13 protein-coding genes, 2 tRNA genes and 1 rRNA gene are annotated in these 14,235 nt (G+C 67.7%); 5 read left to right on the forward strand and 11 right to left on the reverse strand.

Features of this window, described 5'->3' with window-relative positions; translation table 11 throughout:
* Positions 1-102 (forward strand): 5S ribosomal RNA (gene rrf, locus KBY65_RS11785); the annotation flags it as partial.
* Between the two features lie 141 nt (positions 103-243).
* Here the strand turns inward: rrf and KBY65_RS11790 are convergent.
* The 4 genes from KBY65_RS11790 to KBY65_RS11810 form a co-directional block, all read right to left on the reverse strand.
* Positions 244-645 carry a DUF4440 domain-containing protein gene (locus KBY65_RS11790; protein ID WP_255001689.1) on the reverse strand — a complete coding sequence of 134 codons (402 nt, stop codon included), beginning with the start codon at positions 643-645 and terminating at the stop codon, positions 244-246.
* Entirely contained in the window at positions 642-2,048 is a 1,407-nt protein-coding gene (gene mtnC / locus KBY65_RS13975) for an acireductone synthase (RefSeq protein WP_315860078.1), read from the reverse strand. Before mtnC ends, KBY65_RS11790 begins: the two co-directional genes overlap by 4 nt.
* A gap of 17 nt (positions 2,049-2,065) precedes the next feature.
* Positions 2,066-2,911 (reverse strand): DNA-formamidopyrimidine glycosylase, encoded by an 846-nt coding sequence (locus tag KBY65_RS11805; RefSeq protein WP_255001690.1) that lies wholly within the window; start codon positions 2,909-2,911, stop codon positions 2,066-2,068.
* 136 nt (positions 2,912-3,047) lie between these two features.
* Entirely contained in the window at positions 3,048-3,257 is a 210-nt protein-coding gene (locus KBY65_RS11810) for a photosystem I reaction center subunit IV (RefSeq protein ID WP_254988875.1), read from the reverse strand.
* 149 nt (positions 3,258-3,406) lie between these two features.
* Here KBY65_RS11810 and KBY65_RS11815 point away from each other — a divergent pair, with 149 nt between their 5' ends.
* The gene (locus KBY65_RS11815; RefSeq protein WP_409996069.1) at positions 3,407-4,453 is read left to right on the forward strand and encodes a hypothetical protein; all 1,047 of its coding nucleotides are present in this window, start codon (positions 3,407-3,409) and stop codon (positions 4,451-4,453) included.
* A 134-nt stretch (positions 4,454-4,587) separates the two neighbouring features.
* Positions 4,588-6,111 (forward strand): RecQ family ATP-dependent DNA helicase, encoded by a 1,524-nt coding sequence (locus tag KBY65_RS11820; RefSeq protein WP_255001737.1) that lies wholly within the window; start codon positions 4,588-4,590, stop codon positions 6,109-6,111.
* Positions 6,112-6,124: 13 nt separating this feature from the next.
* On the opposite strand, the gene KBY65_RS11825 is transcribed toward KBY65_RS11820, so the two are convergent.
* The 7 genes from KBY65_RS11825 to KBY65_RS11855 all read right to left on the reverse strand — a co-directional run bounded on the left by KBY65_RS11825 (position 6,125) and on the right by KBY65_RS11855 (position 12,668).
* Entirely contained in the window at positions 6,125-7,597 is a 1,473-nt protein-coding gene (locus KBY65_RS11825; protein ID WP_255001691.1) for a LysM peptidoglycan-binding domain-containing protein, read from the reverse strand.
* Positions 7,598-7,713: 116 nt separating this feature from the next.
* Entirely contained in the window at positions 7,714-9,102 is a 1,389-nt protein-coding gene (locus tag KBY65_RS11830; RefSeq protein WP_255001692.1) for an aldehyde dehydrogenase family protein, read from the reverse strand.
* A gap of 64 nt (positions 9,103-9,166) precedes the next feature.
* The gene (locus tag KBY65_RS11835; protein WP_255001693.1) at positions 9,167-9,712 is read right to left on the reverse strand and encodes a hypothetical protein; all 546 of its coding nucleotides are present in this window, start codon (positions 9,710-9,712) and stop codon (positions 9,167-9,169) included.
* Positions 9,713-9,785: 73 nt separating this feature from the next.
* Positions 9,786-11,852, reverse strand: coding sequence for a sensor histidine kinase (locus KBY65_RS13980; RefSeq protein WP_255001694.1), 2,067 nt, complete (start codon positions 11,850-11,852; stop codon positions 9,786-9,788).
* The gene (locus tag KBY65_RS11845) at positions 11,849-12,445 is read right to left on the reverse strand and encodes a response regulator transcription factor (protein ID WP_233128735.1); all 597 of its coding nucleotides are present in this window, start codon (positions 12,443-12,445) and stop codon (positions 11,849-11,851) included. Before KBY65_RS11845 ends, KBY65_RS13980 begins: the two co-directional genes overlap by 4 nt.
* 59 nt (positions 12,446-12,504) lie before the next feature.
* Positions 12,505-12,576, reverse strand: a tRNA-Thr gene (locus KBY65_RS11850).
* A gap of 10 nt (positions 12,577-12,586) precedes the next feature.
* Positions 12,587-12,668 (reverse strand) — tRNA-Tyr (locus tag KBY65_RS11855).
* A gap of 56 nt (positions 12,669-12,724) precedes the next feature.
* Here KBY65_RS11855 and aroQ point away from each other — a divergent pair.
* Together aroQ and KBY65_RS11865 are read left to right on the forward strand one after the other, a co-directional pair.
* Positions 12,725-13,165, forward strand: coding sequence for a type II 3-dehydroquinate dehydratase (gene aroQ, locus KBY65_RS11860; RefSeq protein WP_094561438.1), 441 nt, complete (start codon positions 12,725-12,727; stop codon positions 13,163-13,165).
* A complete protein-coding gene (locus KBY65_RS11865) occupies positions 13,162-13,842 on the forward strand; it encodes a tRNA-(ms[2]io[6]A)-hydroxylase (RefSeq protein ID WP_233128733.1) in 681 nt (226 codons plus the stop codon). The genes aroQ and KBY65_RS11865 overlap by 4 nt, the downstream gene beginning before the upstream one ends.
* Positions 13,843-14,235 lie beyond the last annotated feature (393 nt).

The raw sequence follows: 14,235 nt of genomic DNA on the forward strand, positions 1-14,235 counted from the left end.
GCAGTGGAACCACTCCGATCCATCTCGAACTCGGTTGTGAAACGCTGCAGCGGCGACGATATTTGGGGGGCAGCCCCCTGAGAAAATAGCTCGATGCCAGGTAAAACCTTCATTCCATCTTCTGGTTAATCTGCTTTGGTTTCCTTTTGGAAGCCTGAAATCAGCGATCTCCCTTGAAGCAGAAAGCCACCCCCCTGGGTGGCTTTTTTGTTGGGCGTGTGCGCGCTTGTTGTGGTGGTTTGCTTAGGAGCGGTGGGCGTGTACCTGCAGCCAGTTGCCGTCGATGTGTTGCCACACGCGCGTTTCGCAGCAGCTGGCGGTGATGGGCACACCGTTGCTGAGCTTCTGAGTGAGGCGGGTGTAGCTCAAGATGGCCGCATCGGGGCCGATCCAGCGGATGTGGGGCCTGGCCATGTTCACCTGCACCGGTGTGGCGCTCGCCTGGGGATCGCCGGGAAGCTCGAAGTAAAACTTGTGGAAGGGCAGGCCTTCGGCCAGCACGCCGTTGGTTTCTGCTTCGAAACAGGTGAGATCCGTGCTGCAGAGGCTGGCGTAGGTGTCCCAGTCGCCGCACGCCACGCTTTCGAGCAAAGTCTGGTTCAGGCTCAGAAGGGCTTGATCGAGGCTCTTGAGATTCGAACTCACGGGGTCAGCACCAGGTCGTTGAAGCTCACGATCCTCTCAAACGGCCCCGGGTCGCGTCCGGGGTTGCCCTCGCGATCGCTGAACACCACCTGCATGCCCGCGGCAGCGGCCGCCTGACATTCCGTTAGGGCATCGCTGACAAACAGCATCTGCTCAGGATCGACGCCGAGCTGAGCGGCGATGGTCGCGTAGCTCTCGGGCGCCTGTTTCGGGCCGATTCGAGTGTCGAACCAATGGCTGAACAGCGGCCGTAAATCGCCTGCATTGCTGTGGCCGTAGATCAAGCGCTGGGCGGCGACCGACCCGGAGGAATACACCGCCAACACCAGACCGGCCCCATGCCAGCGCCGCAGCGCGCCAGGCACATCGGCGAATAGTGGCCCTGTCAGGGCACCGCTTCGGTAGCCCTGCTCCCACACCAAGCCCTGGAGATCCTTGAGGGGGGTGAGTTTGCGATCGCGGCGGATCAACCACCGCAGGTAGGCCAACGTTCCTACCCCGCCCTGTTGCCGCAACGCTTGGGCCTCGGGGTCGGCGTCCTGCCGCCAGGCGGCTTCGACCTCATCCAGGAGGCTTCGCACCGCGAGGTCGTTGCGATGGCTGTCCAGAAACGCTTCGAGTTGTTCTGCCGCATAGGGAAACAGGGTGCTCGAGACAAAGCTCACGGGGCAGGTGGTGCCTTCGATGTCGAGCAGCACGTGTGTCACCCCCTGCCGACACACCTGGTTTCGGGGCGCTTGGCGCTGCTGCCGCGGCGCGCTTAAGGCCTCAAGCAGCAGCTGGCGCCAGTGCTGCTCCAGCAGAAATTCCAGGATCTCCAGATGGCGATGGGCCGTTGGCAGATCACGCCCCCAGGCATAGAGGCCATGGCCCGCGATGAGCAGCCCGTGGGGCGCCTGGCGCAGGTGGGGTTCGGCCTCGGCCCGCAGACGCTGCAGATCCTGGTTGTTGTCCAACACCGGAATTGCCACCGAGCTCTCGTGGGTGGTGATGCCCTCCAGACCCTTGAGCATTTCCAGGTCGTGCAGGCTCAGATGGGCAACGCCGCAATCGCCGCTGGGGGCGTAGTGCTGGGAGAGCAGCGTGCCGGCCTGGGAGTGCGTGTGCAGCACGGCACCGGCCCCGCAGGTTTCCACCAACGCCAAATGCAGCTGGGTTTCGGCGCTGGCCTTCCCCTCCCCCCGCACCACACCGCCGTGGGCATCCACCACGATCAACGCTTCCGGCGCCACGGAGCCCTTGTCGACACCGCTCGGTGCCATCAACAGCTGTAGGGGCTCGCGATCCAGCACGCAGCTGAAGTTGCCGCCCGTGCCGTCGCACCAGCCGCGGCGGTGGATCGTTGCCATGGTGGCGCTGAGTTGCTGCGCCAGGGCGGCGGTGCTGCCGGCTACGGGATCCACGCTCAACTGCAAGGAGCTCAATGCTGGCAGCTGGGGCACCAGTGGCTGCTGCGGCCGCCGAGCTTGTCGCGGCGAATGGGGGTGTGGCAACGGCGGCAGGGTTCGCCGCCCCGCCGATACACCCAGGCCACGCCGCCGTAATTGCCTTTGCTGCCGCTGAGGTCGCGAAAATCGCTGAAGGTGGTGCCCCCCGCACCGATGCTGGTTTCCAGCACCTCCACCAGGGCCTGGTGCAGCCCTTTCAGCCGCGACAGCGACAAGCGTCCACTGGGGGTGCTGGGCTGGATGCCAGCGGCAAACAACGACTCATCGGCGTAGATGTTGCCGACTCCTGCCACCAGAGACTGGTCCAACAGCGCGTTTTTGATCGGCCGGCTGGAGCCCCGCAGGCGCTCACGCAGGTAGGTGGCGCTGAAGGCCTCGCTGAACGGTTCCGGCCCCAATTTCTGCAGGCCGGTGATCACGCTCTCCACGGGCTCGCCTGGCGGCACCCACCACATCTGGCCGAAGCTGCGGGTGTCCACGAAGCGCAACTCCTGGCCCGCGGCATTGAACAGCTGCACCCGCGTGTGGGCGCAGGGCGGGCGCGGCGCATCGAGCCAAAGAAACTGGCCGGTCATGCGCAGGTGCACGCCCCAGGTGCCGGCGTCGCGTCCCCCGCGGCTGAGCTGCCCCATCAGGTATTTGCCGCGCCGCTCCCAGGCTCCAACTTCGGTGCCGCTCAGGGCAGCGGTGAAGGCGGCTGGCGATGCTGGGCTGGCGATGGCCCGCGCCCGCAGCACCTCCACCCGCTCGATCGTGAAGCCTCGGGTTTGGCTCTCCAGGCCGCGCCGCACGGTTTCCACTTCGGGGAGTTCAGGCATGGGCGCTGGCAGGGCGGGCAGAGCTGGGGACTCCTGCGAGCCCATTCGAAAGCCCGCACCACCAACGGTGGCACGGGCTGATCTGGCGCACGATTGGGATGTGGCGCGCCGCTTGAGGGAACAAGCCGGCCGGAGCTCAGGCCTTGTCGAGTTCGCTCTCGGCGAAATTGTTGGTGTTGATGCCGCCTTCAGAGCCGCTATAGCCGTTGTAGTTCACCTTCTCGAAGCGAACCACCACGGGGTAGCGGATGCCGGAGGTGTCGATTGAAGCGACGGTGCCGACTTCGTTGAACCAATAGGACTCGGGGCGCTTGATGCGCACCTTGTCGCCGCGGGAGATGGCCATCGCTGCGCTGTAGATCGGGTGGCTGCCACAGGGAAGATACCCGCGCGGGCGGGAGGCTTCATCGCCGGCGTCACGATTCGTCGCCCTTCCTGTGGGGGCCGCGAGCTGCCCCGTGGCACGATCGCGTCTTCAGCCGCGCGACCCCTTCCATGGCCATGGCCCCCACGGAGGTCCCAACGCCGCCGGTGCTGACGCTCGAGCTGCCCGATCCAGACAGCGACACCATCAGCACGATGGAGTTTCTGGCCCGCCTCGAGGAGGCCTGGGCCGTGTGCGATCGCTTCGACCTGCAGACCGAGATCTGGCGGGGGCGCATCCTGCGGGCTGTGCGAGACCGTGAAAAGCGCGGCGGCGAGGGGCGCGGCACCGGCTTTCTGCAATGGCTGCGCGAGCGCGAAATCAGCAAGACGCGGGCTTACACCCTCATCCAGTTGGCCGAGTCGGCCGACAGCCTGGTGGGCGACGGGATGCTGGAGGAAACCAGCGTCAACAACTTCTCCAAGCGCGCCTTTCTGGAGACGGCCCAGGCCGATCCGGAGGTGCAGCAAATGATCAGCGAGGCGGCCAACGAGGGTCAGCAGATCACCCGCAAGCAGGTGCGGCGTCTGAGTGATGAGTTCACCGCCGCCACCAGCCCGCTCCTGCCCGAGGAGATCCGCCAGCGCACCGCTGAAAACCTGCTGCCGCCGCGGGCTGTGGCTCCTTTGGTGAAGGAGCTGGCCAAGCTGCCCGAGGCCCAGCAGGAGGACCTGCGCCGGGTGTTGCGGGAGGAGCCGGAGCTGGAGCGGGTCAAGGATGTGACCAGCACGGCCCGCTGGCTCAGCAAAGCGGCGGAGGCGGCCCTGGCGGTGCGGGCCTTCCAGCAGGGGGAGCTGGATTTCGAGAAGGCCCTGCAGGAGGCCCAGCGGCTCGATGCCCTCGGCTTGTTGGCCGATGCGGTGGGTCAGGCCCAGGCCCTGGAGAGTGCCGTGCTGAAGCTGCACACCAGCTGGCGGCGGCTTGGTGGTCTGCAGGAGCGCCTCTGGGTGGAGAGCGGCAGCAGCACTCCCCATCTGCGGGAGCTGCTCACGGCTCTGCAATCGCTCAGCGGCAGCACCCTGCGGGTGTCGCTGGGGGAGCTGGCGGGTGGCAAGCGGGTGCGGCTGCAGCTGGTGGAGGAATCCCCCGACCAGCTGGACCCCCCGCCTCTTCCGTGAGCGCGGCGCCTCCCCTGCATCTGGTGGCCGCTATGGTCGGGTGCACTATGGGTAGGGCTCTTTTGTCTGGCTCCCTGCCCAGCGGCACAACTCGCAGCACGACTCGCAGCAGGCGCGTCGGCGAGCTGAGGTCTCTGGGGGATCCGCTGGAGCTGGCCCTGGAGCGTCATTTCGGTTGGTCGACGTTTCGGCCCGGCCAGCGCCCGGTGGTGGAGGCCCTGCTGGCTGGCCAGGACTGCCTGGCGGTGCTGCCCACCGGGGGCGGCAAATCGCTCTGTTATCAGCTGCCGGCCCTGGTGCGCGGCGGGTTGGTGCTGGTGATCTCACCCCTGGTTGCCCTGATGCAGGACCAGGTGAGCCAGCTGCAGCGCCGCGGCATCCCGGCGGCCTGTCTGCACGGCGGCCTGGCGTTGCCGGAGCGGCGGCAGTTGCTGCAGCGCCTGCGGGATCACAAGCTGCGCCTGCTCTATTTGGCGCCCGAGCGGCTCCAGGCGGAGGCCACCCGCCAGCTGCTCGACGACGTGCTCGAGAGCGGTCAGCTGGTGGCCCTGGCGGTGGATGAAGCCCACTGCATCAGCGCCTGGGGCCACGATTTCCGCCCCGACTACCGCCGCCTGGGGCAGTTGCGCGCCCAGTGCCCGGGGGTGCCCCTGGTGGCGCTCAGTGCCACCGCCGCCCCCCAGGTGCGGGCCGACATCATCCGTCTGCTGCAGCTGCGCCGGCCGCTGATCCAGGTGCGTTCGGCCCGCCGCACCAACCTGGTGTATGGCATGCAGCTGCGCCCGGCCGATCCTTTGCCCCTGGTGCTGGAGACCGTGACGGCCGCTCGCGGGGCTGTGCTGATCTACGCGCGCACGCGCCGCTCCGTGGAGCAGTGGGCCGCCCGACTCACGGCGGCTGGGCTGGAGGCGATTGCGTATCACGCCGGCATGGATCCCGAAAGCCGCCAGCTGGCTCTCGAGCACTTCCAGCACAAGCCCAGGCCGGTGTTGGTGGCCACCGTGGCCTTCGGGATGGGGGTGGATCGACCGGATGTGGGATTGGTGCTGCACCTGGATCTGCCGGCCAGTCCGGAGCGGTACCTGCAGGAATCGGGGCGGGCGGGGCGCGACGGCCTGCCGGCCCGTTGTTTGGTGCTCTACGACCCGGCCGATCGCACGAGCCTCGGCTGGGCCATCCGGGGGGGTGGATCCCAGCTGATGCCTGCTGCCGCCACGGCGGTGCAGCGCCAGCAGGACCAGCAGCGCCTGGAGCTGGCCCAGCAGCAACTGCGGCGGATGGAGGCCGTGGCGGAGGGCGAGGGCTGCCGGGAGCAGGCGCTCCTGCTGGCCGTGGGCGAGCTGGCCGCCGCCTGTGGCCGCTGTGACAACTGCCAGAGCCCACGGCGACGCCAGGATTGGTCGGTGGATGCGCTCACGGCGCTGGAGGCGCTTGAGGCCCGGCCGGGTCGGGATTTGCGCAGCCTGGCCGAAGAGCTGGCGGGTGCGGCGTCGGCCGAGCTGCGCCAGGAGCAGGAGGCCAGCTGGGGTTGGCTGCTGCGGCGCTTGGTGCAGGAGGAATTGCTCAGCGAGAGCGACGACGGCGCCCAGCGCCTCTACCTGCGGGCCTCGAGCCGGCGCTATTGCCGCCAGCCCTGGCCGTTGCACTGGGCCGCCTGAGGCGGCTGGGGATTCAGCTGGCCCGAGCCTTGCAGATGTCGCTGATCAGCTGTTCTTCGAAGTCGGTTTGGGGAGCATCCCAGCTCTTCCACTGCCCCGACTGGCTGGTGGCATTCAGCTTTCGGGCCCCACAGTTGACCGCCAGATAGACAGGCTTGCCGTCGCCGTTGAGGGTCGGGGCCACATAGCTACCGCCCATGGGCTGCCAATTGGCCCAGTCGACCTGGAGTGGGCCGTAGCTGCGCCAGTCGGGGCCCTGGGGCTTGCTGCTGCCGGCCTTGCTGGTAGTGCTCGGCCGCGGTGTTGTGGCGGCCCGGGTGGCGGTGCTCACCGGCTTGGTGGTGGCTGGCTTGGGGGTGGCCGTTTGGGGAGTGGCGGTGGTCGCGGCAACGGCTGTGGTGGCTGCAGTGGTTGCGGCGCCAGTGGTGGCTGCGGCGATGCGGCTGGTTGGCTGGGCCGTCGCCACGGCCTGGGCTGCGGCTGGCGCTGCGGCAGCGGGTTGGGGCGTGGTTTGCGCCGTGACCGTGGGCTGGGGGCGGGGTGTGGGCTGAACCGTCGGCTGCACTGTCGGCTGAACGGTCGGCTGCACCGTGGCCGTGGATTGGGCTGCCTGCGTCACGACCGGTTTGGGCTTGGGCTGGGCGACGGGTTTGGCTGCGGCTTTGACGGGTGCTTTCGCAGTGGCTTTGGGGGTGGCCTTGACCGGTGGTGGGGCTTGCAGTTTCAACCGGGTGCCGGAGACGACCAGATTGGGGTCGCTGATCTTGTTGATGGCCACCAGCTTTTCGACGGGCAGGCCGTAGCTGTCGGCGATGGTGGAGAGGCTTTCGCCGCTGCGCACCACGTGCTCCTGGGCGTTGCGTGGGGTGGCGCTGCTGCGGGCTGCCGGTGCCGAGGAGGGCCGACCGGGGATGGCCAGACGGGTTCCAGCCACCACCATGTTGGGGTTGCTGATCTGGTTGAGCTGGATCAGGCGCTCGGTGCTGGTGCCAAAGCGATCGGCGATTTCCGAGAGGGTTTCACCGCTTTTGATGGTGTACGGCGCCGTGGGCAAGGGGCGGGGTGCGGCTGCGCTGGCGCTGCTTCGGGCTCCGGGCACCACCAGCTTCTGGCCGGCTACCACCAGGTTGGGGTTGGTGATGCCGTTGGCCTGCATCAGCTGGGTGAGGCTGACGCCCTGACGGGCGGCGATTTCCGAGAGGGTTTCACCCGGCTGCACAGTGATGCTGCCGCTGCGGGCACCACCGCTGGCCGCTGCCGTGCTTCGGGCTCCTGGCAGCACCAGCTTCTGGCCGGCCACCACCAGATTGGGGTTGGTGATGCCGTTGGCTTGCATCAGCCGGGTGAGGCTGACCCCGTGGCGCTCGGCGATTTCCGAGAGGGTTTCGCCCGGCCTCACCACCACATTGGCCAAGGCCGCTGCGGGAGCCAGGCTGGGCAGGGGCAACACCACTGCTAGGGCCAGGGCGGCAAGGGAGCGACGCATCGGCACCACTGATAGATGCTGGAACGTTAAGGGGGCCGCCCGGGCCGATCCAGCCCCCGGATGACCTTCGGCGCATCAAAGGTTCTGATCGGCCCAGCGCGATCAGCGACTCCCGATCAGCCCAGCAACCGTTTCACCAGTCCCAGCTTGCCGGCATAGGGGGGGTAGCGGAAGGGCAGTTCCAGCCAGAAGGGCCGCCGCAGCACCGTGCGCTGGTGCGAGAAGGTGAGAAAGCCGGTGTGGCCGTGGTAGCTGCCCATGCCGCTCTCCCCCACGCCGCCAAAAGGCAGGGCGGCGGCGCCGGCTTGCAGCACCACGTCGTTGAAACACACCCCGCCGGAGCTGGTGGTGGCGAGGGTGCGCTCCTGGGCGCTGCGGTTGGGGCTGAACAGATACAGGGCCAGCGGCTTGGGCCTGCTGCGCACCTCCACGAGAGCCGCGTCGAGATCGGCCACCTGCTGCACCGGCAGGATCGGGCCGAACAGCTCCTCCTGCATCAGCGGATCGTCGCCGGAGGCCACGGCCACCACGGTGGGTTCGATCCGCCGCCGCGCGGCGTCGCTGCGTCCCCCCACCAGCACCTGGCCCTGCTGGCGCGCGCCCGCCAGCAGGGCCTCCAGCCGTTGGAACTGGGCGTCGCTGACGATGCAGCCGAGATCGTCGCTCGCCAGTGGATCGGCGCCGTAGAAGCGGGTCCATTCGGTGGCGATGGCGGCCACCAGTTCTCCCTGAAGGGGAGCCTGCACCAGCACGTGGTCGGGGGCGATGCAGGTTTGGCCGGCGTTGAGCCCCTTGCCCCAGGCCAGGCGCCGGGCGGTGGTGGCGATGTCGGCGTCGGCCAGCACGATCGCCGGGCTCTTGCCGCCGAGCTCCAGGGTGACGGGGGTGAGGTGGCGGGCTGCAGCGGCCATCACCAGTCGACCCACCCGGCCGCCACCGGTGAAGAAGATGTGGTCGAACTGCTCCTCAAGCAGCTTGGCGGCCACCGCCCCATCGCCGGTGACCACCTGCACCACCTCGGCGGGGAAAGCCGCCGGGATGGCGCGGGCCAGCAGCTCCGCGGTGCGAGGCGCGTGCTCGGATGGCTTGAGCACGGCGGCGTTGCCTGCCGCCAGAGCACTCACCAGGGGGTGCAGGCAGAGCTGGAAGGGGTAGTTCCAGGGGCCGATGATCAACACGCAGCCCAGGGGTTCGGCCTGCACCCAGGCTTGCCCCGGCCGCAGGGCCAGATCCAGCCCCATCGCCCGCGGGGCCATCCAGCCCTTCAGCTTCCGGCGGGTGAGAGCCAGCTCCTGGCGCACCGCGATCAGTTCGAAGGTGGCCTCGAGGGGAGGCTTGCCCAGGTCGGCGGCCAGGGCCTCAAGCACCTCCGCTTCATGCTGGCTGAGCAGTGCTGCCAGGCGATCGAGCTGCTCCAGGCGCCAGGCCAGGCTGCGGCTCAGCCCGGCACTGACCGGTGCCCGCATCGCCGCGATCGGAGTTGCCAGGAGCGGGGGGGAGGTCATGGCAGACATCAAGGGCATCCACCCTGGCAAATGGTCGGTGCTCCATGCGCAAAACATCGGTGCGCTACGCATCGGTGCGGAGCTGGCCGATGAGCTCCTGCAGTGCCGGTTGCTCCAGGTTGTCGTGCCGCAGCACGACGGCAGCGGGCCGCAGGGGTTGCGCTGCTCGGGTCAGCCCCACCACCACCCAGTCGCCGAAGGGGAAGGGTTGGCTGTGGTCGCTCCAGGTGGGGGCCAATCCATTCGGGTCGGCGAGGACGGCCAGATCCAGCACCCGCTCGCGCAGCAGTTCCAGGCTGCGCTCTTCTGCCAGCCATTCCTGCGGCAGGGGGCTGCCGAAATGGCCCAGCCGCTGCAGCTGACGGCTGCCCCTGGCCAGGCGCAGCAGCTGGGCGGTGTGGCGCAGGGATCGCAGAACAGCCTGGTTGGCATGGGCTCGGTAGCGGCCCTGGCTCTTGCGGAAGTCCAGCCCCAGCTGCTCGCTGGCATGGCGGTAGAGGCGCGAGACGGAACTCTGGTCGCAGTTGCTGAGGGTCGCCACGCGGCTGGTGCTGCCCGTGATCTCCAGCAGATCCAGGATCGGTACGCCGTCGATCAGGATGTCGCGCATACCGTCACAAGCATGTTTTTGTAGCGCTGCGACCGTATGAATTCGTGAGGCGCCCCGGCTTGTGGATTACCCGTTAGTGGGTAGGGCCGCCACTGGAACGATCAGCCACTGGAAAGATCAGCTGCACCGCGGCGCCTCCCAGGGGCGAGCGACCCACCACCACCTGGCCATGGTGGTTCTCCATGGTGGTCTGAACCACGAACAATCCCAGGCCGCTGCCGGTGGGCTTGCTGGTGGCTAGGGGCTCAAGGTCTGTCTCCGGCGCCTGGAAGCCCGGGCCGTTGTCCGCCACGGTCAGCACCACCGTGTCGGCATTGCGCCGAAGGCCCACCACCACCGTGGCCGGGGCGCCATCCACGCCGCCCCCCGCGCTCTCCAGGGCTTCCAGGGCGTTGCGCAGCAGGTTGACCACGGCGATCTGGATCTGGGCCGCATCGCCCATCACGGCCCAGCTCTGGTCCAACCCCTGGCGCTGCACCGTGACGCCGGCGGCCTTGAGGCTGGGTGCCGCGTAGAGCAGGGCATTGCGGGTCACGTGGGCCAGGTTGAGCAGCTGGTGGTGGGTTTGCACGTTGCGCAGCAGGCTGCGCATCTTCTCGATCGTCGCCACCACCGCATCGGCGTTGGCGGCGATGGCCCGCAGCGGTTCCTGCAGGGGTTGGGCCAGCGGAGCATCGCCCTGCTCCAGCAGCAGCTTGCTGTTGAGGAGCAGGGTGCTGAGGGGCAGGTTGATCTCATGGGCGACGGCGGCGGCCTGCAGGCTGCTTTTGAGCTTGTCCTGCAGCACCAGCACGGTTTGGGCGTCCTTGAGGCGTTCCCGCTCCATGGCCTCTGCCAGCTGCCGCCTGGCCTGGGTGAGTCGCTCCACCAGGGCGCCGAAGGCCTGGGATACCGCCTCGATTTCAATGGCGCTGCCGGCGGGCAACTTCGGGTCGAAAACCAGATCGGCTGTTGTGGGCGTCACCTGGGTGGCGGCCTCCCCACAACGCCGTCGCAACACCTCGAGCGGACCCAGCAGCCAGTCGCCCACCCGGATGGTCACGACCACCGCAGCGGCCACGGCGGCCAGGGAGAGCAGCAGGGCAATCAGGGCGAAGCGCTGGCTGGCCTGAACCGCCTGGTCGGACTGGTTGGCGGTGATCAGCAGCCAGTTGAGCCCTTCCCGTTGCCCCCAGGGATTGAGGTCGAGCAAGAACGTGTGGCCGTCTTGATCGGTGGTGTGGGGGCCGGTCTGCTCGGTTCGGGGCTGGAGGGAGCCGTTGCGGCCCTGGCGGAACAGGTTGCGGCTGGCGGCTTGCACCAGGGGATCGGGGAGTTGATCGATGCGGACCCGGCGGGTGGCGTCTCCCGTGCCGATGCTGGTGAAGGCTGGCCGGGAGCTGGCCACCACCATGCCGTCGGGCTCCACGATCAGGGCAAAGCCGCGCACGTCTTTCCACACCTCCGCCAGCCAGGTGTTGAGCTGGCTGAGCACGAAGTCGACGCCGATCACGCCGAGCAGCTGGCGATTGGGCCCATAGAGGGGCTGGTTGTAGGAGATCGCCAGCACCGCGGGTTTGTCTTCCCATTGGTAGATCGAGCTCCAGCTGGCTTTGCCTGCCTTCACCGTTTCGACATACCAGGCTTCCTCGTGCGCGGTGGTCATGCCAGGCACGGTCTCGAGCAAGGCCCCCCGCTCCCCTTTTGCCCCCAGGGCGTACACGCCCAGGGTCCCTTTGCCGAGGGGGCTGGCGATGGCGTCCTCATTGAGCACGAAGGCGCCGTTCTCGAGCCGCTCCACCCCGATGAATTCGCCGGCTGGGTTGCCGAAGTTGATGTAGCCCACCGGGAACAGCTGCATCTGGCTCCAGAACCGCTGCCCCATGGCCTCGAAATCCGTCAGCGAGAGCTGGCCTTGCCGGATGGCGAGCACGTTGAGGTTGTTGATCAGTTGCGGGGCCTGCAACCGGCTTGAGAGCTGCTCGGAGAGGTCGGTGATGGCATCCTGCTGGCGCAGGGCATCGGTGAAGCTGAGGCCGCTGCGCTGGCCGCTGAAGTAGGCCATGCCGCCCACCGCGCTGCTCACCAGCAGCAGCTGCAGGCTGGTGGCCCAGATGATGCGGTCGCGCAGGCGCTGGCTGGGAGGGGAGGGGAGCTTCACGGCATCGGCGCTAGGTGCAGCACCGCCCGCCGCACCAGTTCGGCGCCGCTGCAGCCCAGGCGGCGGGCAATCGCCTTGCGGTGCGTCTCCACCGTGGCCAGCGACAGCCCGGTGCAGGCAGCGATGGCTTTGTTGGAGAGTCCGCGGCCGATCAGCTGGAAGATCTCCCGCTGGCGGGGCGTCAGGCTTGGAATCGCCGGGTGGCGGGATGGCGTATCGGGCTCCTGCGGCAGCAGGGCCGACTCGATCACGCCCTGGAGCGTTTCGTAGGTGGAGGTTTTGTCCACCACACCCACCAGCATCGGCTCGAGCTCCTCCGGGCACACAAAGCTGGCGGCCTGGGCGGAGAGCACCAGCGTTCGCGCCTGCGGCTGCTGCATCTGCAGAAACCGGGCCACCTCCAGGCCATCGCCATCGGGCAGGGCAAGATCCAGGATCAGGATGTCGGGTCGATGGCGGCGGCAGGCCAGCAGGCCGTCGTGGCAGCTTGTGGCTGTGGCCACCACCGCCAACCCCCGCAGCCCCTGCAACATCGTGCAGAGCAGCTGCAGAAACATCACCTGGTCTTCAACGATCAGGCAACGCAGACTCACGGAGCGGGTGCCGCTGTCTGCATCATGCCGAAGAATCCGGTGCCGGCTTCGGTTTTGTAAGCCCTTGACGAGACTTGAACTCGTGACCTCTCCCTTACCAAGGGAGTGCTCTACCGCTGAGCTACAAGGGCATGTGGAAGGTGGGCCGGGTTGGATTTGAACCAACGTAGGCAGAGCCAGCGGATTTACAGTCCGCCCCCATTAACCACTCGGGCACCGACCCGAACCACACCCGAAGAACTTACCAGCCGACCCCTCCCGGAGACCTTCCTTTACCCCATGCAGCTGCTTGCCCTCCACGGCCCCAATCTCAACCTGCTCGGCACGCGCGAGCCGGGGTTGTACGGCAGTGCCAGCCTGGAGCAGATCAACGCGGAGCTGCACCAGCGGGCGGTGGAGTTGGGGGCCACGATCGACTGCTTCCAGAGCAACCACGAGGGGGCCCTGGTGGATCGCATCCAGCAGGCGCGCGGCGCCGTGGACGGGATCCTGATCAACGCCGGCGCCTACACCCACACCTCGATCGCCCTGCGCGATGCCCTGCTGGGGGTGGCCATTCCTTATGTGGAGTTGCACCTGAGCAACGTGCATGCCCGGGAGCCGTTTCGGCATGGGTCCTATCTCGCTGATCGGGCGGTTGGGGTGATCTGCGGGTTTGGCGCAGGGAGCTACCGATTGGCGCTCGAGGGCCTGGTGGCTCATCTGCGCAGCTCGTCTTGACCACCTCCGTCACCCCCGCGCTGAGGGCCGAGCAGGCCCGTATCAAGTGGCTGTTGGCCCCCAGCAGCGCAAGCTGGCTGGATCAGGCCAATGCCCGGCCTGATCTGGTGCTGATCGATCACGCCCACTGCGAGCGCAAGGCGGCCGGTGTGGCCCTGCAGTTGATGTTCCGCTACCCCTCCGATGCAGGGTTGGCGGCGGCGCTCAGCCCGCTGGCACGGGAGGAACTCGAGCACTTCGAGCTGGTGCTGCAGTTGCTGCAGCGGCGCGGCATTGCCCTCAAGCCGCTGCCCGCGCCAGGGTATGGCGCCCAGCTCACGGCGGCGGTGCGCAAGGGTGCGCCCGAGCGCATGCTGGATTCCTTCCTGGTGGCCGGCTTGATCGAGGCCCGCAGCCATGAGCGCATGGCCCTGCTGGCGGCCCACAGCCTGGAGGTGGCCTTGCGCGATCTCTACTCCGAACTGCTGACGAGCGAAGCTCGCCACTTCGGTCTCTATTGGCTGCTGTGTGAAGCGCGCTTCGGCCGTGAGGCCACCATGGCGCGGCTGCAGGAGCTGGCGGCGGTCGAAACCCAGGCCTTAACTGGATTTCTGACGCATCTCGAGGACGTGCGGATGCATTCTGTGGGGGTGGAGCTGGGGAGCTCGCCTGTGGGGCCGCTGCACGCCGACCCATGAAGGGCGCAGCCATCGCTGCAGATCTTTGATCGGGACGATTCGGGGATCATGGGCTGCCAGGGGCAGGCCGCACCCCGAGGCGCCAAGCCCTGGAGCCAGAAGGTGGTTGTCACCTGGGCGCTGGGCGAGGGCACGGTGGTGATGGCCGATCCCTGGCTATCGGGTTGAGCTCACCTTCTCGAGCAAACGCACGGGATACGAGACCTCTGGAGGCAACGGCGCGATCCGTGTGTTTTCAGGAACTGCGGGAGACTCGATCAGCATCTTGGTGCGGGTCGACGAAGGCTGCTGATTCGAGGCAGAAGAGCACCTCTCCAAATCGAAGGATGGCTGGTGGTCACAGTGATGAGGGGCGATGTTTTTGCTCCCCAGTTCCTTTGCCAAAACTGCCAT

This window comes from Cyanobium sp. Alchichica 3B3-8F6 (assembly GCF_024346435.1).
In the GTDB taxonomy this organism is placed as follows: Bacteria; Cyanobacteriota; Cyanobacteriia; order PCC-6307; family Cyanobiaceae; genus Cyanobium_A.

Coding starts and splice junctions, on each gene's coding strand:
- KBY65_RS11805 (WP_255001690.1), bottom strand. CDS start 2,911: ATGCCTGAACTCCCCGAAGTGGAAACCGTGCGGCGCGGCCTGGAGAGC.
- KBY65_RS11810 (WP_254988875.1), bottom strand. CDS start 3,257: ATGGCCATCTCCCGCGGCGACAAGGTGCGCATCAAGCGCCCCGAGTCC.
- KBY65_RS11815 (WP_409996069.1), top strand. CDS start 3,407: ATGGCCATGGCCCCCACGGAGGTCCCAACGCCGCCGGTGCTGACGCTC.
- KBY65_RS11825 (WP_255001691.1), bottom strand. CDS start 7,597: ATGCGTCGCTCCCTTGCCGCCCTGGCCCTAGCAGTGGTGTTGCCCCTG.
- KBY65_RS11830 (WP_255001692.1), bottom strand. CDS start 9,102: ATGACCTCCCCCCCGCTCCTGGCAACTCCGATCGCGGCGATGCGGGCA.
- KBY65_RS11835 (WP_255001693.1), bottom strand. CDS start 9,712: ATGCGCGACATCCTGATCGACGGCGTACCGATCCTGGATCTGCTGGAG.
- aroQ (WP_094561438.1), top strand. CDS start 12,725: ATGCAGCTGCTTGCCCTCCACGGCCCCAATCTCAACCTGCTCGGCACG.